A 25,027-nucleotide genomic window follows, 5' to 3' on the forward strand; every position below is an offset into this window, starting at 1 on the left:
GTTCAGAAATTACCGTTCTTAATGCGGTTTTTAAGTATGCTTTCCGCAAGAATTACATCTACGGGAGTGGTGAGTTTTATATTTTCTTCACTGCCCTTTACAACGAGAACTTCGCCGCCCATATTTTCGATAAGAGCGCAGTCGTCGGTAAATTCAAGGCTGTTTTCTCCTGCATTTTCAAGAGCAAACATATACAAATCTCTTTCAAAAACCTGCGGAGTCTGCACTGCTCTAAGCTGTGAGCGGAGCGGTGTGCTCTCAATCTTATTAAATCCGTCAACGATTTTGATTGTATCCGTAACGGATGTTCCGAGGGTTGCCGCACCGGTTTCAAAAGCCGCCTCAACAACTCTTTCGATTTCGTCAACAGTAATAAGCGGACGGGCGCCGTCGTGAATAGCAAAATATTTTGCCTTTTCATTTGCCGCCTTAATGCCGTTGCGCACGCTTGCGGAGCGTGAAGAACCGCCGAGCACAACTTTGCTGACCTTTGTAAATCCGTTTTGATTTACAAGTTCGTTAATGCGGTCAACATCCTGCTCACGGCAAACTATAACAATTTCTTTTATAAGGTAGCATTTCTGAAATGCTTTTAAAGTATATTCAATAGCCGGCTTGTCAAGAAGCGGAATAAACTGTTTGCTGTCTGCAATTCCCATTCTTACAGAGCCGCCCGCCGCAACTATTACAGCAGAAACATAAGCTGACATAAAATCAACTCCCGAGTATAATTTTTAAATTTTTTCAAACGCCTGTGCAAGGTCTGCGATAATATCATCCGCGTTTTCAATACCTACAGAAAGGCGGATAAGGTCAGGAGCTACTCCTGCCTCAATAAGCTGTTCGTCTGTCATCTGACGGTGTGTGTGGCTTGCGGGGTGAAGAATACATGACCTCGCGTCGGCAACATGAGTAACGATTGTGATAAACTTAAGCGAATCCATAAACTTTATTGATTCTTCTCTGCCGCCCTTGATACCGAAAGCAAGTACACCGCAAGAACCATTCGGAAGATACTTTTTAGCAAGCTCGTGGTACTTGTCATCTTCAAGGTCAGGATAGCTAACCCAAGCTACATTTTCGTTGTTTTTAAGATATTTTGCAACGGCAAGTGCGTTCTCGCAATGCTTTTTCATTCTAAGGTGAAGTGACTCAAGACCGATATTGAGGTAATAAGCGTGCTGCGGTGACTGAATAGCACCGAGGTCACGCATAAGCTGTGAAGTAGCCTTTGTGATGTAAGCCGCCTTACCGAAACGCTCGGCATAAACAATACCGTGGTATGAATCGTCGGGAGTTGTAAGTCCCGGATATTTGTCAGCATGAGCAAGCCAGTCAAAATTACCGCTGTCAACAATACAGCCGCCAACCGCTGTTGCGTGACCGTCCATATACTTGGTTGTTGAGTGTGTAACAATGTCTGCACCGAACTCAAACGGACGGCAGTTTACGGGAGTGGCAAATGTGTTGTCTACAATAAGCGGAACACCGTGCGAATGTGCAAGTCTTGCAAATTTTTCAATATCAAAAACAGAAACAGTCGGATTAGTGATTGTTTCACCGAATACAACCTTAGTGTTTGGCTTAAAGAGCTTGGCAAGTTCTTCTTCAGGGAGATCCTGGTCTACAAATGTGCATTCAATGCCCATCTTCTTGAGGGTAGTACCAAAGAGATTGTATGTACCGCCGTAAATTGAAGATGAGGCGATAAGATGGTCGCCTGCCTCGCAGATATTAAACACAGCAAAGAAGTTTGCAGCCTGACCGCTTGAAGTGAGCATTGCAGCCACGCCGCCCTCCATAGCGCAGATTTTAGCGGCTACGCTGTCATTGGTAGGGTTTTGAAGTCTTGTGTAAAAATATCCCTCTGCCTCAAGGTCAAAGAGCTTACCCATTTCTTCGCTTGTGTCGTACTTAAAAGTAGTGCTCTGATAAATCGGCAATTCTCTCGGCTCGCCTTTGTGCGGCTGCCAGCCTGCCTGTACGCATTTTGTTTCAATATTCATTGTTTTTCCTCCAAAATAATTAATTTAACCAAATAAACCTTTTATAAAACCCGTTATAAAATCTGTGCCGTACACTGCAAGAGCAACAAGCGCAAGAAACGCAATGGCTGAAAGAACTCTTACGGTGGTGCGTTTAACGCCGCTCATCTTCTCGAATTTTTCGTCAAGAGTAGGCTCGTTACTGTCTTTTTGCTCAACCGCATCTTCAAGAACCTGAGTATCATCTTCTTTAATTGCGCCGATTCCTATACATATATCGTAGGCTTTTTCATATGCGGCATAAGGAACCAAAATATCGCTTTCGGCAGAATTTTTATTTATAAATTCCTGCTTTTTAAGCTGTTTGTCCTTAATAACGCTGTCGCAAGGGATAGAATTGTCTTCAAGTGCGGTTTTAACACGCTCAAGCTCAAATCCCTCGGCAGAAAGGAGATATACGGGAGTATTCTCATCGGTAATGCTCTCAAGAGGAGAATTACAGTTACTGCACACTGCGTCCTCATCATTGTGCAAATGCTTGCATTTAGTACATAGCTTCATAAAAATGTTTCCTTTTTTTATAAAAAATATCACAATAATTTATTTGCAATTCGTATTATTTACCATTTTATCACAAAAAAGCATATGTAGCAATACCTCATTGCTAACAAATTAGAAATTTCAGATTAATTTTTTGCCTTTACACATAAAAGCACGGCAAGTTGCCTTGCCGTGCAGAGATTATAATGTTTTATAAATAAATATATCCAAGCAAAGTTCCGTATCTACTTTGCATTTTCGATGTTGACAAAGTTTTATATCCACTATAGTATTTTATACCACTTTCAATATTGTACTGATAATCATAAGTAACTCTATCCCAGTTTGATTCTGTAATAGTAACAGAATCCCCTTCAACTTTTTCTACAAAAGCTACGTGTCCATATTGCCCTTTAGACCATACAGCTATTGAATTTTTTCGTGGTGTTGCACCAACAGCATAACCATTGTTTTTGGCTACACTATACCAAGTATTAGCATTATTTCTACAAGGAATATTAATACCTAATATTTCATTAGCTCGTCCCCATGCATACCATGTACATTGTCCATATAAATTGCATTGAGCGAATGGATTAGATGCATTATAAGAAGCTGAATATAAATTTGGTGCAGGATTATTTGATTCGCTTGGTTTAGTTGTAGTATAGTAATCTCTATGCGAGTAGCCTTCAATAGTACCACCGCCATGTCGATTAGCACCTCTCACTTTAAGCCATTCCGCACTTGTGCTGCCTATGACTGTAACCTGCTGTCCTTCGTTAAATCCACCAATTGACGAATAGGTTTTACCCGGTCCGCTTCTGACATTTACATTGCCAATATCTCCTGTGTTACAAACCCACATAGTGGTTTCAGGTTCAACATAAGGATTGGACTTAACAATTTCCCATTTTTGCATATCATTTTCAGGATTATATGTACCAAAGAATATGTTTGCTCCGTTATCTTTACCTCCGGCTTCAATAGCACCATTCTGATACATATTCAAACGAATAATATAATAACCGTCATAGGTTTTTGTAAACAACCATTCTTGAGCTTCCCAGTCGTTATTTTCCCATAAATCAATATTTTTACCTATTGCAATAGGATCGCTATATGATGAACCTCTGTTTACATCAATAAGAAGATTATTTGATGTAGCACTGCGAAGCATATACCTGTTGTCGTCTATTCTGTCAATTACAATTTTTTGATTATTATTTGAATTACCGTCACCCGACCAAAGGTGAACATTAGTACCGTTAGAAGTACCGCCTTGATGATCAAGATAAGAACTTGTACCTTTTAATTTCAAACAATAAGTACCATTTTCCAAGTAAGTTGTTGTTCTGTTTACACGAATTGTTGATGTTGAATAAACAGAAGCATTTGAAGATTTAGCAGTAATTATAGCAGTGCCGGCATTATTAGCAGTTACTAAACCATTTTGATTTACAGAAGCAACATCTGAATTTGACGAACTCCAAACAATCGTTTTATCAGTTGCATTAGCCGGTGAAACAGTAGCATTTAATTGCAAGGTAGCTCCGTTATTCATTACAGCCGGATATTTATTATCAATTTCTACTTTTGACGGTTCAACATTACGGTTAGTTACCGTAACAGAAAAACTTGTTTTTACACCATTTTTAGAAATTCCAATAATTTTTACTGTACCAATGGAATTACCTGTCATTATACCGTTTGAATCAACAGAAACAATATCGTCATCATTACTTATCCAATAAACTGTTTTATCTGTAGCGTTTTCGGGCAATACTTTATATTCAATCTGCTTTTGTTCATTAAGATATATACTGCTTGAATTTTGAACTTCTATTGAAGATACTTCAACCTTTTGAGCTGTTGGCACAACAGTTTCAGTAGGTTTAGTATCAACAGGAGTGTTTTCTATAGGAAATTTTGTTATATGACCTGAAATATACATCTGAATTAATGTAACATCAAGTACATCTATATATCCATCACCATTTAAGTCACCGGTATTAAAGATATAACTAAAAGCGGGCATATCGGCAATATATCCTTGCAGATGTGTTGCATCAGAAATTGTAACAAAATTATCACCGTTAATATCACCTAACTTTGAACTTGTGCTTTCATTAATTTTTATATTTTCCTTTTTAATAAAACCTGACACAGAATCATTTCTTACAAAATAGAATCCATCTTTTTCAAACAGTACATTAACTTCTGTATTAGCTGATAATGTAGCTCTGATTTTTTTATCGACTCCCGTACTTGATAATAATGATTCATCGGACGCATTATGATATAATGAAGATGATGTTATGCAAATAGCTTTTTTATTTATATTGTAACATTCATTTGCATTAGGAATTGAACCACTGACATTTGCAACATCCTTTTTTATGTAAGCTGAAACAAATTTACCCGTACTCAAAAAAGGATACATTACAAGGTAAAAATCGTTCTCTTCACATAAAATTTCTAAATCATCATTTTCCCAAACTTCCCAAACAGTTGCAGAATTACTATCCGGAAGCATATATGCAACAGCTTTCTGATTTGCTGCGCCATTAAATTTATTTAGTATTTCAGTATCGGGTATACCATAACCTGTAATTTTACTACTTGAAATTGCATATTGTCGTTCTCTAACCCCATAATTATTTCCATTTTCATCAGCAGCATTGCCTTCAATAGTATAAATCATATCGTCATCAAATTTTTTAACGATACCAACATGGGAACAATTATTGAAGAAAATCAAATCTCCGGGCTTTGGTTCATATTCGCCTTTATTTTTCCACAATCCTTTGTTTTGAAACCATGTTCTGCCGGTTGAACAAGACGCAAATTTTGGAATAACATTAGTTGAAATATTTGCTTGGTTGGCACACCAACTTACGAACATGGCACACCATGCTCCGTTTGGATATCCGTACCAATCACCGTATTTTGAGTAAAAAGTACCGTCATCGTAGGTTGTTTCTAAATAACCTACTTCATTTTCAGCAATAGTAAGCATATTGTTGATTTTGTCAGATTGAACAGCGTTAGCCGGATTCAATCCCATAAAAGAAAAAGAAATGCAAAGTACTAACAATAGGCTCATAATTTTTAGACTTTTCTTATACATAATTTACCTCCATTTTTTAGAATTATTTCCTCACAGTAAAAACTGTGTTTAAAAAAATTAAGAATATATTTTTACATAATTACTGCATTTTGCAGTAATTATTAATACAACAATGTGCGGTATGCTATACTAAAACAGAGGTGATACAATTATGTATAGACGCATACGGGAATTGCGTGAAGACGCCGATTTGACTCAAAAACAAATGAGTGCTATTCTTCACTGTTCTCAGCAAGTATATAGTAATTACGAACTCGGTCAGCGTGATATACCTACATCTATACTAATCGCCCTTGCAAAGCATTTTGAAACCAGCACCGATTATATACTCGGCTTAACAGATAAAAAAGAAAATAATTCTCAATAACAGCAAAAATTTTGAAAGCTTTGCTGTTATTTTTATCTAAATTTTACTGCATTTTGCGGTATTTGTCAATATATTTTATAATATTATCAAAAATTTCCTTTTTCATAAGTCATTCTCTTCTTTTCTGTCTTTAGAATATATCGGCAATCGTGCCAATTATTTATAAAAAACATTTTTTTGCCATAAAAATCCCCTTTACGGTAATTTTGATTGCATTATACCGTAAAGGGGCGTTTTGTATATTTTCCGTTTTTGACTGACTTATTCAGAAATCGGAACTGTCGTTTTATATCATATAAATATCGGCTGATGTTGTTTGCCTTGCAGTGCAAGCTCTACACATTCTTCTATTTTAGAAAAATCAGCCACAAGTGAATTTGGCTTTTTAATGCAATTATCCTGCCGCATCGGGACAAAATAAATGTTCTTTGTGTTCATAAGTCTGCCTATGTTCTGCGCAGACGCTCCGAGTGCGTCGTTTGTTGCAACGCACAAAAGTACAGGCCGCAGAATACGCAGATGTGATTTTGCCGCCATTGTTACCGAGGTGTCGGTTACGCCGAGCGACAGCTTTGCAAGTGTGTTGCCTGTGCAAGGTGCTATCAGAAGTAAATCGCACATTTTTTTCGGTCCTATCGGCTCTGTCTGCACCGAGGTGTGAAGTACCTTTTCTCCTGTTATATCCTCGCAAGTTTTAACCATTTCCTCTGCCTTGCCAAATCGAGTATCTGTTGAGTAGGCGTTACCTGACATTATCGGAAGTACCCTGTAGCCTGAATCAACAAGCTTCTGCATTTGTTCAAAGGCTTGTGAAAAGGTGCAAAAGGAACCGCACATTGCATAGCCAATGGTTGCTTTTGTCACCTGTAAACCTCCTTGATTATGTTAAAAATCGTTTTTCTGATAATTTCTCCCGCTGCCTTTGGTGCGGTTCTGCCGGGCAATGACAAGGCACGAACGGCATCGGTTTTGTACCTGCGTGCCGCCTCAAAATCCACTCCTCCCGGAAGTGAGGCAAGGTCTATTATAATGGTGTTGCGGTCTGTATTCATAAGCAAGTCGCTGTCAAAAATCATAACGGGAATTGTGTTGAAAACAAGGTCGTATCCCTTTACGCTTTTGAGAGCATTTGTGTTGATGTGTTTGCAGCCGAGTACGTCTATATACGCAAAATCAACCTCGTTTCTTGCGCTTACCGTGACCTGTGCATTAAGAGATTTTAGCATTTTTGCAAGCATTTTTCCTATTCTGCCAAATCCGCAAACAAGGCATTTGCTGTCAAAAATCGTACCCTCGTACTCATTCATCGCAATTTCAACCGCTCCCTCGGCGGTGAGCAACGCATTGGCAACCGCAAATTCCTCTTTTGCCGAATAATCGTAAACCTCGCAGTCTGCAAGCTGCGGATATGCTTTTAAAAATTTATTTTTCATAGCAACAAATATCGGCTTTTCTTTTAAAAGAGAAATCATTTCTTCGTCAAGCCTTGTTTTGTTGTCCGAAAACGGCGTGTTTACCGTACCGTCCGCACAAATTGACGGCAAAGGGAAAATTATTGCATCTGATTTTGAAATTGCGGTTTTTATGTCGGATATTTCAATCGCACCGAGGCTTTTCAGCTTATCAAAACCGCCGAGAATTACATCGTAACAACAGTCTGATATTGACTTTGCAAGAAAAAGCTGCCGTTTATCTCCACCAATTATGCCAAAGGCTTTTAGCTCTGATTTTTTCATTTTTAACACCCGCACAATAATTATTCTCTACAATGGTATATTATGCAAAGTTGGAATTTATGTGTTATTTAAAAGAGGTTCTGTCTTAAATGCTTTGGAAGATTATTAAATTATGGTTTAGCGGAATAAATCGGAAAAGCAATTATAAAAGTTTGGTCGACCTTTTCAAGGCTTGACCTAAATTTTTTAATTATTAAATCGAAACTTTCTGCCTTTTGATAAAAAACCTCAAAAGAAAAAACTGCCCATACATTATGAGCAGTTCGGTGAAAATAAAATGTCAAATTATATTTTAATTTTCTTCGCTTATCTTTAATATCTTATCCGCCGCAAGCATTACGCCGAGTTTGCCCGAACAGAAATTAAGTCCGCCCTGCATCCATACTGCGTACGGTTCTCTTAACGGTGCGTCTGCGGAAAGTTCGATTGACGAGCCGAGTGTAAACGCACCCGCCGCCATAATTACCTGACTTTCATAACCCGGCATATCCGACGGTTCGGGCTTTACAAAGCTGTCTACGGCAGAGCCGCTCTGTATTCCCTCGCAGAAACTGCAAAGCTTTTCTTCGTTTCCGAGCATAATAAGCTGAATAATATCTCCCCTGTTTTCACTGTATTTAGGGGTTGTATCATAACCGAGAATTTCAAAAAGAGCCGATGCAAACACTGCCGTCTTTAATGCCTCGCAAGACACAAACGGAGCGTGATAAGCCCCCATAAAGAGTTCACGGTTGTTGCCGAGCGTTGCACCGATTTCCTTACCCGTACCCGGAGTTGTAAGTCTGTATGCGCACATCTCGACAAGTTCTTTTTTACCTGCGATATATCCTCCCGTAGGAGCAATGCCGCCGCCTGCATTCTTAATGAGCGAACCTGCCATAATATCAACGCCGACAGACATTGGAGTAACCTTTTCAACAAACTCGCCATAGCAGTTATCGAGCATAATAATTGACTTTGGTGACGCTTTTTTGGAAATTTCACAAAGTTTTTTGATTTCTCTGTATGTAAGCGAAGGTCTTATGCTGTATCCTCTTGAGCGCTGGATATAAACCATTTTCGGCTTTTCTTCTCTGATTCTCTGCTCGACCGCCTCATAATCAACAGTGCCGTCAGCCTTTAAATCAACCATTTCAAAGTTAATGCCAAAATCTTTTAGCGACCCGGGATAATTGCCCTCAAGTCCGATTGCCGAGCGGATTGTATCATACGGCATACCTGTTACGGAAAGCATGGTATCGTTCGGTCTTAAAATACCAAAAAGAGCAACCGTAAGAGTATGTGTGCCGCTTGCAAAGTTATGTCTTACAAGTGCGTCCTCGGCGTCAAAAGCATAGGCATACACACGGTCGAGAGCATCTCTGCCGAAATCGTCATAGCCATAGCCTGTTGAACCCGAAAAATGACTTTCTCTTACCCCTGCCTCCTGAAAGGCTTTTATCATCTTCTGCTGATTGTATTCCTGAATATCGTTAATTTCATCAAGTTTGCTTTTGCAAAGCTCCATAGCCTTTTGCGAGGCCTCGATTATTCTGTTGTCTATATCAAAAAAACTCAAAATTTATCATCCTTTAAAATGGTATTCACTCCAGCTGTCAAAGCATTTGAATTTTAAATAATCGTAAAATGCCTTGTTTGCCTGCTCTGCCCTATGCACAAACACACGCTTGCCCTCTTTTACAAGAATGTTTGTAAGGTGATTTACTATGTATGTGCCGTATCCTTTGTTGCGGAATTTCGGTAAACACGCAACCGCACCGATTACAGCGCCCTGCCTGCTTTCCGCAACAGTCATTGCAACAGACGCAAGGTCGTTTCCGTCATACAACCCGAGAAGCCGCATTGTGCCGTGGCGCAATTTGTGGTTTATATCCACATAAAAATCCTCAAATTTCGGCGGAGTAAAATATTTATCCGCCGCCTTTGCAATAAGCTCGTAAGCCTCTTTTATCTGCGGTGTATCTATTCTTAAGTTATCGCTTTCAGATAATTCTTCTTTGCGTACAAGTATAGGACCTTGCGATTTTTCGTATCCGAACAAATCAAGATTGTATTTATTACTGCAAATCACCGAGGCTGCGCCTGCAACACGCATAAACGATGAAACCTCGTTTATGTCCGACTTATCGGTTAAGAATAAAATAAAATCAGTTCCGTTTCGTGCTATTGCGCCTGTCGGATTTTTGGTTTTGTCATCAAATACAGTCCAATAATCAACAAACGGAAGTACAGGCTGATAGCTTGTGCAAAGCGAAATTATGCGGCAGGCAAAAGGATCAAGTGCATCAAGACTTTCTATTGTGCTGATAAGTTCTTCGTAATTATCGGCAGTCAATATCATTTTTCATAATCCTTTCGTCAATATTCTCCGCCTGCAATTTTGTTTGCAAGCATTGAAGTGATTTTTAAAATATCATCGCAGTCGCTTGTATTTGCAACGGTAACACTGCTATGCAAATATCTGCAAGGAAGTGAAATTGCAAGGGTTTTTACTCCGCCTCTGCTCTGGTGAATTACGCCCGAATCGTTGCCGCCTGCAACCGCTCTTTTATATTGAGCCTTTGCACCCGTTTCCTCGGCACATTCAAAAGCCATTTCAGACATTCTCTTATCGTAAATTGTGCGTCTGTCCATTACAGAAATAACCGCACCGTCACCGAGATTGCACACCTGTCTTGTTTCTTCAACACCTGCAATATCCGCTGCGGTCGTGGTTTCCACAACAATGGCAAATTCAGGGTCTACGCTGTACGCCGCAACCTTTGCACCACGCAGTCCGACTTCTTCCTGTACGGCAAACACAAAGTGCATATCGTACTCAAGTTCGCTTTTTATAAGCTCAATAAGCGCAAGACAGCCAAAACGGTCGTCAATAGCCTTTGATTTGATTGTATAGCCGTTATTTTCGTATATAGAATTAAAATTCACACTGTCGCCGTAGCTTACAACGCTTAGCGCATCATCTTTGCTTGTTGCACCGATATCAATGTACATTTCGCCGTACTTCGGCACAGCGGTTCTTTCATCTGATTTGCTTAAATGAATAGGCTTTACACCGATTACACCGTTTACCTTATTTTTGCCTACGGTTACAGTTTTGCCGAGTACAACCCGTCTGTCAAGACCGCCGACTTCATCAAACTTAAGGTAGCCGTCAGAAGTAATATCCGTTACCATAAAGCCCACTTCGTCCATATGAGCCGAAAGCATAAGTTTTGCCTTTGCTCGGTTTTTGCCTTTTTTAAACACAATGATATTGCCGAGGTTATCCGTTTTGATTTCATCGGCAAACGGCTTTATTTCGTTTATAATAATTTCTCTTACACTGCCCTCGTCACCCGAAATACCTTCGACAGTGCAGAGTTTTTCAAGCAATTTAAAATCAGTCATTAAAAGCACCTCCGCCGATAATATATTCAGCAAGCAGAGCTGCCGTATTTTCCACATCAGAAATATCAATAACTTCAATCGGAGTATGCATATATCTTTGCGGAATCGAAACAACGGCAGAAGCAACACCGCTTTTTGTAACAGAAATATGGTCAGCGTTTGTGCCCGTTGTACCCGAAATAGGCTCATATTGAAAAGGAATGTTCTTTTCCTTAGCGACAGAAATGAGTTTATCGCTCATAGCCTTGCTAAGAATCGGAGAAATGCAAATCATCGGACCTTTTGCAAGTTCAACGCCTGCATACTGACCGCTTACATCGGGTTGAGATGCAAAACTTACATCAACGGCAATTGCCTCGTCGGCATTAATCCGGTAAGCACCTGTTTTCGCACCTGTTCCGTAAGTTTCCTCCTGAACGCTCAAAAGAATAACAACCTTGTACGAAAGTTCTTTTTTACCGATAAGCTCGGCGCATCTAATAAGAGCGGCAATACCGCATCTGTCATCAAGTGCGGGAGCGGTAATTCTGTTATTCATAAGTTCCTTCGGTTCGCCGTAAAATGTAAGAACATCACCGATTTTGATTTTCTCGGCTACCTTTTCATAAGGTAAACCGAAGTCAATCCATACCTTGTCAATAGGAGCTGCTTTATCTTCTCCGCCGTCAGACAGGTGCGGAGGCATACAACATACCACTCCTTTAACAGGCTCGTCCGAACAAGATACAAGTACAGCGTCTGACAATACCCTTACATCAATTCCGCCGCAGGAGGCAACCTTAACAAAACCGTTTTCATTAATCGAAGTCACAATAAAGCCTATTCTGTCAAGATGTGCGTCAAGCAAAATTGTTTTGTCTGCATTTGCATTGCCGAGTGTAGCGATTACATTTCCGTTTTTATCTATAGTTGTATCTGCAAAGGCAGAGAGTTTTTCGGCACAGAACTTTGCGATTGGCTCTTCACTGCCCGATACTCCGCCTATGCGGCATAAATCAAATAAAAGCTGTTTCATATTCACATTATTTCAAAGCGTTTACAATAGCCTTGAAATGATTTCCTCTTTCCTCAAAATTCTTGTACAAACCAAAACTTGCGCTTGCCGGAGAAAGCGAAACAATGTCGCCTTTTTCGGCGTGGTTTACGGCAGCCTCAACTGCCTCTTCCATATTTGTAACATTTATGATTGTAATTTCATTTTCGTTGTAGTTTTCAGCCTCAACAACTGCTTTTTCAATCTTCGGAGCAGTATCGCCGAGAAGAATGAGAACCTTAACCTTATCGTTGATTACAGGGCCGAGCGGCTCATAAGGAATATGTTTGTCGTAACCGCCTGCAATGATGATGATTTTTTCATCATAGAGCGAGAGCGTGCCGAGTGCTGTTCTTGTAGGGCTTGATGCAATGGAATCGTTGTAATACTTAACTCCGTTGTACTCCCTTACAAACTCCGCTCTGTGTTCAACACCGCCGAAAGTCTTTGCAACAGCCTTAATAGTTTCAATATCAACCATTCCCCATACAGCGGAAATAGCGGCAAGATAGTTTTCAACATTGTGCATACCCGGAATTTTAATATCCTTGATGTCCATAATCTTTGTAACCTTGCCGTAGTCGCTGTAGCAAACAGTTGTACCGTCAAGATAAGCGCCGTTTGCAAGGCTTTCTTTTACACTGAATTTTGCAAGCTGACCACGAACGCTGTCAGAGAAAGAATTTGCAATTTCATTGTCAAGGTTAAGCACCGCCTTTGAAAAAGCATTCTGGTGAAGTACGATGTTTTTCTTTGAATCCACATACTCCTGCATATCCTTATGTATGTCGAGGTGGTTAGGCGCAAGGTTTGTAACCACTGCAACATCAGGACTTTTTCTCATTGAAATAAGCTGAAAACTTGAAAGCTCAACCACTGCCACATCGTCCTCTTTAATGCTCTCGATTTCAGGGAGCAAAGGCTTGCCGATGTTGCCGCCGAGGTGTACATTCACACCGCTTGCTTTCAAAAATTCGGAGATAATTGTTGTGGTTGTGGTTTTGCCGTCGGAACCTGTAATTGCAATGATTTTACATGGGCAGAGGTCAAAGAACACTTCCATCTCGGAAGTGAGTACAACGCCTTTTTCTCTTAATGCAACAAGTTCAGGTCTGTAAAACGGTGTGCCCGGACTGCGGAAAATAATGTCGCCGTCAAGTTTTGAGAGGTAATCCTCACCCAAAACAAGCTCTGCGCCGTATTCTTTGGCTTTTACGGCATTTTCGCCGAGTGATTCAAAATCTTTTTTGTCATATGCAGAAACTACTGCGCCTTTATCCGAAAACAGTTTTATCAAAGGCAAGTTACTTGTGCCTATACCGATAAAACCGACTTTTTTACCCTTTATACTTTCAAAAAACTTATCTGCTAAGTTGTTCATAGAACTATCCCCTTTTTATAAAGTAAGAATTACATACATATTTAATTATACCTTGTTATAACAGAAAATTCAACCGTAAACAGCATATTGCAATATAAATTTTCGCAAATGCTTTTCGACTTTAAAAACTTGATTTAAACAAGTACATATGATACAATTATTTTTACAGATACAGTACGCAAAAGGAGGATTTATGTATAATTTAAAAGGAAAAACCGCTGTAATTACAGGCGGTAATTCAGGAGTAGGTGCTGCAACGGCTATGCTCTTTGCAAAAAGCGGAGCAAATGTTGTAATCAGTGCACGCCGTCAGGCGGCTCTTGATGAGGTTGCATCTAAAATCAAAGCAGAAGGCGGTAATGTGCTTACCGTTTTGACCGACATTTCAAAAGATGAAGATTGCAAAAATCTTATGAAAGCAACCGTAGATAAATTCGGCGGTATTGATATTTTGGTAAACAATGCGGGTGTTCTCGACACCGGTCTTGCACCTATTGATAAGTTTGACGATGTTGAAATTCAAAAATTGATTTCAATTAATCAGGTCGGTACAATGCAGTGTATTCGTGCGGCTCTTGAATATATGCAAGAGGGTTCGTCTATCGTAAATGTTGCTTCTGTTGCGGGAGTAAACGGCGGTGGCGGCGCTGCTTATGTTTCCACAAAATCCGCAATCATCGGTATTACAAAGCATACCGCTTTACTTCTTGCCGACAAATACATTCGCTGTAATGCAATTTGTCCGGGTACAATAGTTACACCTATGACTATGAATATGAAGCCTGAAAATCTTGATATGAAAATGTTTGGTGCAATGAGCAAACACGCTGACTTAAAGATAAAGCCTTGTATGGCAGAAGATGTTGCAAATATTATAGAATTTTTCGCATCCGATAATTCAAAGGCACTTACAGGTCAGATTTTAGTAAGCGATTTCGGTGCGTCGCTCTAATACTCTGTCACATACAATTAAATTTATACGGGAGTAGGATTTGTCTTACTCCCGTTTTTTATTTTGCGTATTGCTTAAAAACAAGTTAAATGCTAAAATATCTAAGGGTGATACTATGCTCTATGACTTTATAATTATTGACAAAACTTCTTCTGCTCCGCTTTATATGCAGATTTACGCATCAATAAGGCGTTCCGTGGAAAACGGAAGTCTTGTAAAGAATACAAAGCTGCCGTCAGTGCGCCAGCTTTCAAGCGGACTTGAGGTATCAAAAACCACTGTATCCGCAGCTTACGAACAACTATGCGTTGAGGGTTACATCAAAAACAAGCCGCAAAGCGGATATTATGTTGAGGCACAGTTTGAAAACGCCCCAAAGAAAAGCGAAAATACTCACAGCTCCGCAATTGCACACATTAAAAGATATGACTACGATTTCAGCGGCAAAAGCATTGACGATAAAATCATTAATATTGACGAATGGAAAAAGTATGTCAAAGAGGTAATAAACACGGGATATATGCTTATGTCGTACGGCGAACCGCAGGGCGAAACCGTGCTTAGAAATGCACTGCAAAAATACAGCCTCGGAGTGCGGAGCGTAAATACAAGTGCCGAAAACATTGTTGTGGGCGCAGGAACACAGCTTTTGCTCTACCTTTTGTGTTCTCTTGTGGGCACGAACAAAACCGTTGCAATGGCAAAATCAAGCTACATTCAGGCGGAATTTATTTTTAAAACCTTAGGACTTGATATAAAGTATTTTGATACGGACAGCAAGGGAATTACCATATCCTCTCTTGAAAAAATAAAGCCCGATATGGTGCTTATAAATCCGAATTTTATTGCGGAAAACGGTATGAGTATGCCCGTAAGCCGCCGACTTGAGCTTATTAAGTGGGCAAAAGAAAACGATTGCATCATCATTGAGGACGATTATAACGGCGAGCTCAGATACAGTACACACCCTATGCCGTGCGTACAGAATTACGACATTGAAAACACGGTATATCTCGGCTCATTTTCAAAAATTCTTTTGCCGTCGGTCAGAATCAGCTATATGGTACTGCCCGACAAGCTGCTGAAAAAATACCGACAAATCAGCCCGTACATAAATCAGACCGCCTCAAAAACCGAGCAGAACGCACTTGCAAAATATCTTGAAAACCGCAGACTTGACGCTCATTTAAGAAAAGCAAGGCGAGTTTATCTTGAAAAAAGCAAACAAATAACAGACTGCGTATATAAGTATTTTGGCAGCGACACACAGATAATATTCAACGAAACCTCGCTTTATATTTCTGTAAAAATAAAAGGAATTTCCGATTATAACGAAATACGAAAAAAACTTGACGAAAACAACATTGCGGTAATGCCCGAAAAAGCAGAAATCAATGCACTGAACCTAAGTTTTTCGGGTATTTCCGTTGACAAAATAGACGCAGGTATAAAGAGAATATGCGATGTAATACAGCAAGAGAAAAAGTAAACTTTTTAAAGTCCGAATTTCTCATTTCACAAACAACCGCACAAAGCAAACAGGTGACCTTACTTTTGTAAAGTCACCTGTTTAATGGTAGGAAATAATATAATAAAAACAATCAAGCAAAATTAATTTTTAATCTTCTCATCTCTGCCAAGAAGATAATCGACAGATACCTCAAGAATGTCTGCAAGCGCAACAAGCTCAACATCTGTTACAAATCTGATCTGTCCCTCGAGCTTAGAAAGACCCGATGCGTTCATATCTACTCCGCTTACCTGAAGCTGAGCAAGGAGTTCTTTTTGTTTCATTCCCTTTTGCTTACGAACGCTCTCAACTCTGTGTCCAATCAAGTTTCTGTCGCCCAAATCCTGTTTACGAAGTCTCATTTTTTTCTCTCCCCAAAATTTATATTTCTTTTTTAAAATTCTTTAAAAACATTGTAGACTTATTATATTACTTTATCAGAAAAAAAACAAGACTTTTTTGTAAATATTTTTAAAAAATTGAAATTTTTTTGAAATTTCAATTGCAATAGCATAATATTTAGCGAATACTAACAAATAAAGTTAATTTATATTGTCGATAATTCACAGATTATTAAATTTTTAGTTCATATGTGGAAAAATGTGAGTTATGTTAATATTCCTTTTTGGAATGTTGAAAGATGTTAAATACATAAAAACATATATTTAAGAGATATTCTTTACAAAAGTTACAAACGGTTACAAAATGTAATCATTTAGAAATTTTAAATTACCTCTTGACTTTTAAGAACATCTGTTCTATAATTTAATAAAACATTTGTTCGAGATGATTTTGTATGAAAATTTGTGACACAGTAAATTCAAAGCTATATAAAAATGACCGTGCTATTCTGCACAGCGACTGCAACTGTTTTTATGCAAGCGTGGAATGTCTTTTAAATCCGAATATAAGAGATTTACCCGTTGCGGTGAGCGGTGACGCCGAGAACAGACACGGAATCATCCTTGCGAAAAACGAAGAGGCAAAAAAGTACAATATAAAAACAGGAGAAGCTATATGGCAGGCAAAGAAAAAATGCCCTCAACTTCTGACTGTTCCCGCAAGACTTGATGTTTACAAGAAGTTTTCCGACAAGGTACGCCGAATTTACTCCGATTACACCGATATGGTCGAACCTTTCGGTCTTGATGAAGCGTGGCTTGACATTTCAGAAGACTATAAAAATGACGCACTCACCATTGCCAAGGAGATTTCACAGCGTGTAAAGGACGAAATCGGTATCACGGTAAGCATAGGCGTCAGCTTTAACAAGATTTTTGCCAAATTCGGCAGTGATTACAAAAAGCCTGACGCAATCACCTGCATTACCCGGGATAACTACAAGACGCTTGTATGGAATTCACCTGCCGGCGATTTGCTGTATGTAGGCGGTGCTACACGAAAAAAACTTGAACAGATAGGAATATACACCATAGGCGACATTGCAAATGCTCCGATCGGTCTGTTGAGGACTCACCTCGGCAAATGGGGCGACCTGATTTACGGCTTTGCAAACGGATATGATTCCTCACCCGTTGCTCGAATCGGTGAATATTCAGAGGTAAAATCTATCGGAAATTCAACCACGGCGGTGCGTGATTTAAAAAATCTTGACGACATCAAGGTTATAGCCTATGTCCTTTGCGACAGCGTATGCAGACGAATGCGTGAACAAGGATTTGTGGGCAAAACTGTGTGTGTGAGTATGCGTGACACGGGGCTTTCCACAATTACAAGGCAACATACTTTAAATACCTACACTTCCCTGACAAGCGACATTACAAAAGCCGCTATGGCACTGTTCAAAGAAAATTTTGACAATAAATCACCTCTAAGAAGCATCGGCGTATCAGTTACGGATTTTGCACACAATAACATTCCCAGACAAATGGATATTTTTTCGGACGAAAGAAAAATAATTGCAGAAGAAAAGCTTGATAAAACCTTGGATAAATTAAAGCAACGCTTTGGAAATTATATCATTCGTCCCGCATCACTTTTAACCGACAGAGAGCTGTCTGCCTTTAATCCAAAAGACGAACACACAATTCACCCTGTCGGTTATCTGTGAACTAACGCTTATCGGAGGCTATTATGTTTAAGAAATATGTTAAGGTTACTGCAACATTTGACTGTGACGGCAGCCTCGTACCGAATTATATTTTCTGGGATGACAACAAACGCTATCCCATCGACCGCATAACAGATGTACGCTATGCCACATCTTTAAAAGCAGGCGGTTGCGGTATTCGATATACCTGCAGAATTTTAGGAAAAGAAAGATATATTTTTCTCGAAGAAAATAAATGGTTTGTTGAAGTAAAAGAAAATTGAGGTATTTTATGCATAAAGTCAAAGCAAAGGGAATTTTATCCGCCTCAAACGGCATTAATATATACAGAGGTTGTCTGCACGGATGTATTTACTGTGATTCACGCAGTGACTGCTATCAGATGAAACATAAATTTGAAGATATTGAAGTAAAAGAAAACGCACCCGAACTTCTGGAAAAGACTTTATCGTCTAAAAGAAAACCGTGTATGATTGGTACGGGCGCTATGAGCGACCCATACATTCCGCTTGAAAAGGATTTAAGAATTATGAGAAAATGCCTTGAAATTATAGAAAAATATTCTTTCGGAGTTACCGTTCATACTAAATCGTCAAGCGTTATGCGTGATATTGATATTCTTGAAAAAATTAATCGAAAGAGCAAATCCGTACTGCAAATGACTCTTACAACCGCCGACGAAAAACTTTGTAAAATTCTTGAACCCAATGTTTCGACAACCGAAGAAAGAGTAAACACTCTGAAAGAATTTCAAAAGGCTAAAATTCCGACTGTTGTATGGCTCTCTCCGTTTTTACCGTTTATAAACGACACCAAAGAAAATATAGACGCTTTGCTTGATTATTGTGTCAAATCGGGCGTTAAGGGCATTATTTGCTTTAACATAGGAGTTACACTGCGAAACGGGGACAGAGAATATTTTTACAGTCAACTCGACAGATTTTTCCCCGGTATGAAAGAACGATATATGAGAACCTACGGAAATTCATATGAAGTTTTAAGTCCGAACAGCGATTACCTTATGAAAAGGATTGAAAATGTCTGTCAAAATGAGGGCATTATGTTTGGAATTGACAGGGTGTTTTCATACCTTCACAAATACGAAAATAAATATGAAAACCAGAATATACAGCTAAGTTTGTTTGATAATTTATAAAAGGATAATTTAGCATCAACAAATTCTAATAAATAAAAAAGATATACAATGAAAATTAAATCGACTGTATATCTTTTGTAACTAAAATATATTAATCTTTTTTCGCAGAAATATGCTTGTTTTCTTCTTTGTTTTTTCCTCTGCGGAAAATTAATCTGAAAACAAGACGAACAAACGGGCCGCAATAAAACATCTGATAACAAATAGCCATCGGAAAATTAAGCGCCCATGTCTGCACCCATGTACCGACTGACGGTATTTTGAACAAACAGGTTGCAATAAGGCTCATTATCGGGCACATAATACAGCAAATACATATTGAAATTGCATATGTAATAAACTGCGGTCTGTCAGTGGGCTTCATTACCGTAAACGCAAGTTTTGCGGCAATTTTGCCGACTATAAAAAATTCAAGAATAAAAGCGATCGGAGCCATAAAAATCAGTTCGTGCGTTGCCGCAAGAAAAGTTGTTCCGTCAACCTTGCCCGTATTAAGTGCAACATTGTAAACAATCATTCCGTACACCATAACGGTCGCCATAATGGCGGTGAATACTGCATCTTCAAGTTTGTTTTTTGGCATAATAAAGTCCTCCCATGATAACAATGTTTATGTGTTGTTCGTTATCATCACGGAGGATGTGCGTTTCCAATAAGACCATATTATGTTGTATTTTACTGAAATCAGCTTGAATATAATAGCATACTAACAAATAAATGTCAAGAATTTTTTTATTAAACGCAGGCAATACTTAGATTTCTAAGTATCAGCCTGCGTTTTGTTTAGTAATTTTTATTAAGTTTTTCAATAGTTGGGGTAAATTATGGTTTATAGAAATATTCATAAAACAATTATAAAAGTTTGTTAAACCATAATTATCCCACAACGCTGTTTAATTCATATTTAAAAACGGTTTTAAATACTGACCCGTAAATGAATTTTCATTTTTTGCAACTTCTTCGGGAGTACCCTCTGCAATTACAGTTCCGCCCATATCTCCGCCCTCGGGTCCAAGGTCAATAATATGGTCGGCAGTCTTTATAAGGTCAAGGTTATGCTCGATAACCACAACCGTATTTCCCGTATCAACCAGCTGTTGAAGAACATCAATAAGTCTGTGAACATCGGCAATATGAAGTCCCGTAGTCGGCTCATCAAGGATATACACCGTCTTGCCCGTCGGTCGCTTTGCAAGCTCGGTTGCGAGTTTTACACGCTGTGCCTCACCACCCGAAAGTGTAGTAGCAGGCTGACCGATTTTGATATAGCCAAGCCCCACATCACAAAGCGTTTTCAGTTTGCGGTAAATCCTTGGAATATTTGCAAAGAATTCCATTCCCTCTTCGGCAGTCATCTCTAAAACATCATTAATCGACTTGCCTTTGTACTTCACCTCAAGGGTTTCACGATTATATCTCTTGCCCTTACACACCTCACAAGGAACATAAACATCGGACAGGAAATGCATTTCGATTTTTATAATACCGTCGCCCTGACACGCCTCACATCTGCCTCCTTTTACATTAAAAGAAAATCTGCTTTGTGAAAAGCCTTTCATTTTAGCGTCTTGAGTTGTGGCAAAAAGTGCTCTTATGTCGGTAAACACACCCGTATAAGTTGCAGGATTTGAGCGTGGAGTTCTTCCGATCGGGCTTTGGTTGATGTCGATTACCTTATCCAGATTTTCAATGCCTTTTATGCCCTTGTTTTTACCCGGAATAATCTTGGCTTTGTTTAAATCACGGGCAAGAGTTTTGTATAAAATCTCATTAATCAGTGAACTTTTTCCCGAACCCGAAACGCCCGTTACGCAAACAAGTTTCCCGAGCGGAATCTTTACATTTACATTTTTAAGATTGTTTTCGGCGGCACCGAGAATTTCAATAAATTTTCCGTTGCCCTCCCTGCGTTTTTCGGGAACAGGAATAACTCTTTTATGGCTTAGATACTGACCTGTAATTGATTTTTCGCAAGCCTTGATCTCATCAACATCGCCTACGCACACAATTTCTCCGCCGTGCACACCTGCACCGGGTCCGACATCGACAATACAGTCGGCAGCGTACATAGTATCCTCATCGTGCTCAACAACAATAACCGTATTGCCCAAGTCACGAAGTCTTTTAAGCGTGCTCAAAAGTTTTTCGTTGTCACGCTGGTGCAAACCGATACTCGGCTCGTCAAGAATATAAAGCACACCCATAAGACTGCTGCCGATTTGAGTTGCAAGTCTTATACGCTGACTTTCACCGCCGCTAAGCGTTCCTGCAGAACGGGAAAGCGTAAGATAGCCAAGACCGACACGCTGTAAAAAGTTAAGTCGTTCACGGATTTCCTTTACAATCTCGGCAGAAATAATCTTTTCTTTTTCGGTAAACTCAATTGTATCAAGAAATTCAAGGGCAGATACAACGGATTTTTTACAGAAATCCGCAATATTAATTCCGCCGACCGTTACGGCAAGGCTCTCTTTTGACAGTCTGTCGCCGTGACATTCATCGCAATGAATTTCCGACATATATGTTTGGATTTCTTCCTTTATCCAATTACTCGAAGTATCCTTATATCTGCGCTCAAGATTATTTATAATTCCCTCAAATTTATGCTCATAACTGCCACTGCCGTAAACCGATTTACGATGAATAGTCAAGGTTTCGTCACCTGTACCGTAAAGCAAAATTTTGATAATTTCAGGTGATAGTTCCGACAACGGTGCGTCAAGTGAAAAATTATATTTTTCGGCAAGTGCCTCAAAGTACATAGCCGCAATGGAACTGCCCTCCATTGCCCAGCCGCTTCCTTTTATAGCGCCCTGTCGCACACTTTTACTCATATCGGGAATAATTTTATTTTCGTCAATCTTAAGAAATACGCCCAAGCCCGTACATTTAGGGCAAGCACCGAACGGATTATTAAAAGAGAACATTCTCGGCGATAAATCTTCAATACTCACACCGTGGTCCGGGCATGAATACTTCTGTGAGAACATTACATCTTCTCCGCCGACAATATTCACAAGAATGATACCGTTTGAAAGTTTAGAGGCGGTTTCTATACTGTCAGAAAGTCTTGAAGTAATTTCAGGCTTTACTACAAGTCGGTCAACAATTACTTCTATATTATGTTTTTTATTTTTCTCAAGCGGAATTTTTTCTGACAAATCATACACAATTCCGTCTGCTCTTACTCTCGCAAAACCCGATTTTCTTGCACTTTCGAGTACCTTTACATGCTCGCCTTTTCTGCCACGCACAACAGGAGCCAAAACCTGAATTTTTGTGCCCTCGTCGTAAGACATAATTTTATCTACTATCTGGTCAACCGTCTGCTGTCTGATTTCTCTGCCGCAAACAGGGCAGTGCGGAATACCGACTCTTGCATAAAGCAAACGCAGGTAATCGTAAATTTCGGTTACGGTGCCGACGGTTGAACGAGGATTTTTCGATGTGGTCTTTTGGTCAATGGAAATAGCAGGTGACAATCCCTCAATGCTCTCTACATTCGGTTTGTCCATTTGTCCCAAAAACATTCTTGCATAAGAAGAAAGGCTTTCTACATAGCGTCTTTGTCCCTCGGCATAGATGGTATCAAAAGCAAGCGAGCTTTTGCCCGAACCCGAAAGACCTGTTATTACAACAAGTTTATTTCTCGGAATTTCAACATTGACATTTTTCAGATTATGCTCTTTAGCTCCTCTTACTATAATTTTGTCGTGTTCCATCTCTTTCCCCTTTTTCCTTTATTCAGCAATTATAGCCTCTCATAAAGAGAGGCTATAAAAATTATTATTCGTTATCTTTGTTTTCAGCAGTATTTGCATTATCTTCTTCGGATTCGGCATCTTCTGCCTCAACAGGCTCAACATAAGTGCCGTTCATAACAGCCTCAAAGTCTTCGCCGCCCATTTTTTCATGCTTAATAAGGTAAGCTGCAACCTCATGAAGTTTATCAATATTATCCTTCAAAATGGTTTCTGCTCTGTCGTAAGCATTGTTGACAATCTCAAGAATAAGCTCGTCAATCTTAGCGGCAGTTCTCTCTGAATAATCTTGAGTATGACCCATATCTCTGCCAAGGAATACGGCACTGTTGTCTTTGCCGTAACAAATACAGCCGAGTTCCTTAGTCATACCGTACTTTGTAACCATATCACGGGCAGTCTTTGTAGCCTTTTCAATATCGTTAGACGCACCGGTTGAAATATCATCAAGAATGATTGCCTCCGCAACTCTACCGCCAAGACATACTACGATGTCTTCAAGCATTTCTGTGCGTGAGTTGTAAGACTTATCTTCAGACGGCAACGGCATTGTATAACCGCCTGCCATACCTCTCGGAATAATTGAAATCTCGTGAACAGGGTCTTGTGTAGCAAGCTCGTGGAAACAGATTGCGTGACCTGCCTCGTGATAAGCGGTAAGTTTCTTTTCCTTGTCGCTCATAACTCTTGTCTTTTTCTCTGCACCGACTACAACCTTGATTGTAGCTTCTTCGATTTCTTCCATAGTAATGGCTTTTTTATTCTTTCTTGCAGCAAGCAAAGCAGCCTCGTTAAGGAGATTCTCAAGGTCTGCACCTGTGAATCCTGCTGTTGTCTTTGCAATAGTCTTGAGCTTAACATCAGGAGCAAGCGGCTTTTTGCGAGCATGTACCTTAAGGATAGCTTCTCTGCCGTTGATGTCAGGATAGCTTACGATTACCTGTCTGTCAAATCTACCCGGACGCATAAGAGCAGGATCGAGAACATCAGGTCTGTTAGTTGCGGCAATAAGGATAACGCCCTCGTTTGCTCCGAAGCCGTCCATCTCTACAAGCAACTGGTTAAGTGTCTGCTCACGCTCATCGTGACCGCCGCCAAGACCTGCGCCTCTCTGGCGACCTACGGCGTCAATCTCATCAATGAAGATGATACACGGTGAGTTCTTCTTAGCCTGTTCAAAGAGGTCACGAACTCTTGACGCACCGACGCCGACAAACATTTCTACAAAGTCGGAACCTGAAATTGAGAAGAACGGAACGCCTGCCTCGCCTGCAACAGCTCTTGCAAGCAATGTTTTACCTGTACCAGGAGGGCCTACAAGGAGTACACCCTTAGGGATTCTTGCGCCGAGTTTATTATACTTATCCGGAGCTTTAAGGAATTCAACGATTTCTTCAAGCTCTTCCTTTTCTTCGTCTGCACCTGCAACATCTTCAAATGTGGTTTTGCGCTTTTCGTCATTTGTATTTTTGATTTTAGCCTTGCCGAAGTTCATTTCTTTTCCGCCAAGACCGCCGCCCATTTTCTTCATAATGAATATCCATACAACTACAAAGAGGATTCCCGTTACAAGTATAGGCAAAAATTCATATAAAAGTGTGTTGTCACTGCCTTTGATATAATCATAAGAAACAGCTTCGTCCGCCGATGCGGTGTAAACTGAAACATCGTCAATAAATCTTTCAATATCGGCAAGAGTACCTCTTACAACAACATTTTTTGCTGAGCTCTTGGCATTTTTTCCGTCAGGATCTGTAGCTGTGATATTATCATCCGTTGTATCCTGAATAATGCTGTCAGATGTAGCGATGTCCTTTGCGGGTTTAAGTTTTACACCCTCTTTAAGTGTAATTTCAATCACACCTGTTCCGTAGTTGACGGTATAACTCTGAACCTTGTCCTCTTTAAAAAGATTTACCAGTTGAGAGGTTGTGTAACTTTCAGATGAATTTTTGGTCATCAAAAATGCCACACCGAGCACAACCATAACCGCAACAGTGATATAAATAATTATG

21 protein-coding genes are annotated in these 25,027 nt (G+C 39.7%); 6 read left to right on the top strand and 15 right to left on the bottom strand.

The genetic code is table 11. The features are described 5' to 3' along the window. Positions 1-2: 2 nt before the first annotated feature. The 4 genes from ispD to H8R91_RS03430 form a co-directional block, all read right to left on the bottom strand. Entirely contained in the window at positions 3-710 is a 708-nt protein-coding gene (ispD, locus tag H8R91_RS03415; RefSeq protein WP_186934865.1) for a 2-C-methyl-D-erythritol 4-phosphate cytidylyltransferase, read from the bottom strand. Positions 711-734: 24 nt separating this feature from the next. Then, positions 735-2,006 (bottom strand): O-acetylhomoserine aminocarboxypropyltransferase/cysteine synthase family protein, encoded by a 1,272-nt coding sequence (locus tag H8R91_RS03420; RefSeq protein WP_022235167.1) that lies wholly within the window; start codon positions 2,004-2,006, stop codon positions 735-737. Between the two features lie 24 nt (positions 2,007-2,030). Further along, complete coding sequence (locus H8R91_RS03425; protein WP_186934866.1) at positions 2,031-2,546, bottom strand: hypothetical protein; 516 nt, start codon at positions 2,544-2,546, stop codon at positions 2,031-2,033. Between the two features lie 190 nt (positions 2,547-2,736). Next, a complete protein-coding gene (locus H8R91_RS03430) occupies positions 2,737-5,655 on the bottom strand; it encodes a CHAP domain-containing protein (RefSeq protein ID WP_186934867.1) in 2,919 nt (972 codons plus the stop codon). A gap of 151 nt (positions 5,656-5,806) precedes the next feature. Between H8R91_RS03430 and H8R91_RS03435 the strand changes: the two genes are divergently transcribed. Next, positions 5,807-6,022: a helix-turn-helix domain-containing protein gene (locus H8R91_RS03435; protein WP_186934868.1), complete on the top strand. Its 216-nt coding sequence runs from the start codon at positions 5,807-5,809 to the stop codon at positions 6,020-6,022. 291 nt (positions 6,023-6,313) lie between these two features. Here the strand turns inward: H8R91_RS03435 and H8R91_RS03440 are convergent, their stop codons facing one another. From H8R91_RS03440 to murD, 7 genes are all read right to left on the bottom strand, one after another. Then, positions 6,314-6,886, bottom strand: coding sequence for a dipicolinate synthase subunit B (locus H8R91_RS03440; RefSeq protein ID WP_022235170.1), 573 nt, complete (start codon positions 6,884-6,886; stop codon positions 6,314-6,316). Continuing rightward, the gene (gene dpsA / locus H8R91_RS03445; RefSeq protein WP_186934869.1) at positions 6,883-7,758 is read right to left on the bottom strand and encodes a dipicolinate synthase subunit DpsA; all 876 of its coding nucleotides are present in this window, start codon (positions 7,756-7,758) and stop codon (positions 6,883-6,885) included. Before dpsA ends, H8R91_RS03440 begins: the two co-directional genes overlap by 4 nt. 292 nt (positions 7,759-8,050) lie before the next feature. Next, complete coding sequence (locus tag H8R91_RS03450; RefSeq protein WP_207722720.1) at positions 8,051-9,316, bottom strand: methionine gamma-lyase family protein; 1,266 nt, start codon at positions 9,314-9,316, stop codon at positions 8,051-8,053. Positions 9,317-9,322: 6 nt separating this feature from the next. After that, complete coding sequence (locus H8R91_RS03455) at positions 9,323-10,099, bottom strand: GNAT family N-acetyltransferase (RefSeq protein WP_186934870.1); 777 nt, start codon at positions 10,097-10,099, stop codon at positions 9,323-9,325. Positions 10,100-10,116: 17 nt separating this feature from the next. After that, positions 10,117-11,148, bottom strand: coding sequence for a M42 family metallopeptidase (locus tag H8R91_RS03460; protein WP_186934871.1), 1,032 nt, complete (start codon positions 11,146-11,148; stop codon positions 10,117-10,119). Then, positions 11,141-12,163, bottom strand: a complete 1,023-nt coding sequence (locus tag H8R91_RS03465; protein WP_186934872.1) for a M20/M25/M40 family metallo-hydrolase — start codon at positions 12,161-12,163, stop codon at positions 11,141-11,143. The genes H8R91_RS03460 and H8R91_RS03465 overlap by 8 nt, the downstream gene beginning before the upstream one ends. 7 nt (positions 12,164-12,170) lie before the next feature. After that, the gene (gene murD / locus H8R91_RS03470; RefSeq protein WP_186934873.1) at positions 12,171-13,562 is read right to left on the bottom strand and encodes a UDP-N-acetylmuramoyl-L-alanine--D-glutamate ligase; all 1,392 of its coding nucleotides are present in this window, start codon (positions 13,560-13,562) and stop codon (positions 12,171-12,173) included. 193 nt (positions 13,563-13,755) lie between these two features. On the opposite strand from murD, the gene H8R91_RS03475 reads away from it, so the two are divergent. Both H8R91_RS03475 and pdxR read left to right on the top strand, forming a co-directional pair. After that, positions 13,756-14,514, top strand: coding sequence for an SDR family NAD(P)-dependent oxidoreductase (locus tag H8R91_RS03475; protein WP_186934874.1), 759 nt, complete (start codon positions 13,756-13,758; stop codon positions 14,512-14,514). Between the two features lie 40 nt (positions 14,515-14,554). Next, entirely contained in the window at positions 14,555-16,003 is a 1,449-nt protein-coding gene (gene pdxR, locus H8R91_RS03480; protein ID WP_186934875.1) for a MocR-like pyridoxine biosynthesis transcription factor PdxR, read from the top strand. A 122-nt stretch (positions 16,004-16,125) separates the two neighbouring features. On the opposite strand, the gene H8R91_RS03485 is transcribed toward pdxR, so the two are convergent. Further along, positions 16,126-16,386 carry a helix-turn-helix domain-containing protein gene (locus H8R91_RS03485; protein WP_022235179.1) on the bottom strand — a complete coding sequence of 87 codons (261 nt, stop codon included), beginning with the start codon at positions 16,384-16,386 and terminating at the stop codon, positions 16,126-16,128. 434 nt (positions 16,387-16,820) lie between these two features. Here H8R91_RS03485 and dinB point away from each other — a divergent pair, with 434 nt between their 5' ends. The 3 genes from dinB to H8R91_RS03500 are packed head-to-tail and all read left to right on the top strand — an operon-like array spanning position 16,821 to position 19,251. Continuing rightward, positions 16,821-18,095 (top strand): DNA polymerase IV, encoded by a 1,275-nt coding sequence (gene dinB, locus H8R91_RS03490; protein ID WP_186934876.1) that lies wholly within the window; start codon positions 16,821-16,823, stop codon positions 18,093-18,095. A 23-nt stretch (positions 18,096-18,118) separates the two neighbouring features. Next, complete coding sequence (locus H8R91_RS03495) at positions 18,119-18,358, top strand: hypothetical protein (RefSeq protein WP_022235181.1); 240 nt, start codon at positions 18,119-18,121, stop codon at positions 18,356-18,358. 8 nt (positions 18,359-18,366) lie between these two features. Continuing rightward, positions 18,367-19,251 carry an SPL family radical SAM protein gene (locus H8R91_RS03500; RefSeq protein WP_186934877.1) on the top strand — a complete coding sequence of 295 codons (885 nt, stop codon included), beginning with the start codon at positions 18,367-18,369 and terminating at the stop codon, positions 19,249-19,251. Positions 19,252-19,342: 91 nt separating this feature from the next. Here the strand turns inward: H8R91_RS03500 and H8R91_RS03505 are convergent, their stop codons facing one another. From H8R91_RS03505 to ftsH, 3 genes are all read right to left on the bottom strand, one after another. Beyond that, entirely contained in the window at positions 19,343-19,834 is a 492-nt protein-coding gene (locus H8R91_RS03505) for a DUF2798 domain-containing protein (RefSeq protein WP_186934878.1), read from the bottom strand. A 310-nt stretch (positions 19,835-20,144) separates the two neighbouring features. After that, positions 20,145-22,973, bottom strand: a complete 2,829-nt coding sequence (uvrA, locus tag H8R91_RS03510) for an excinuclease ABC subunit UvrA (RefSeq protein ID WP_186934879.1) — start codon at positions 22,971-22,973, stop codon at positions 20,145-20,147. A gap of 64 nt (positions 22,974-23,037) precedes the next feature. Continuing rightward, positions 23,038-24,999, bottom strand: coding sequence for an ATP-dependent zinc metalloprotease FtsH (ftsH, locus tag H8R91_RS03515; RefSeq protein WP_186935008.1), 1,962 nt, complete (start codon positions 24,997-24,999; stop codon positions 23,038-23,040). Positions 25,000-25,027 lie beyond the last annotated feature (28 nt).

The organism is Ruminococcus intestinalis (genome assembly GCF_014288065.1).
Lineage (GTDB): Bacteria > Bacillota > Clostridia > Oscillospirales > Acutalibacteraceae > Ruminococcoides > Ruminococcoides intestinale_A.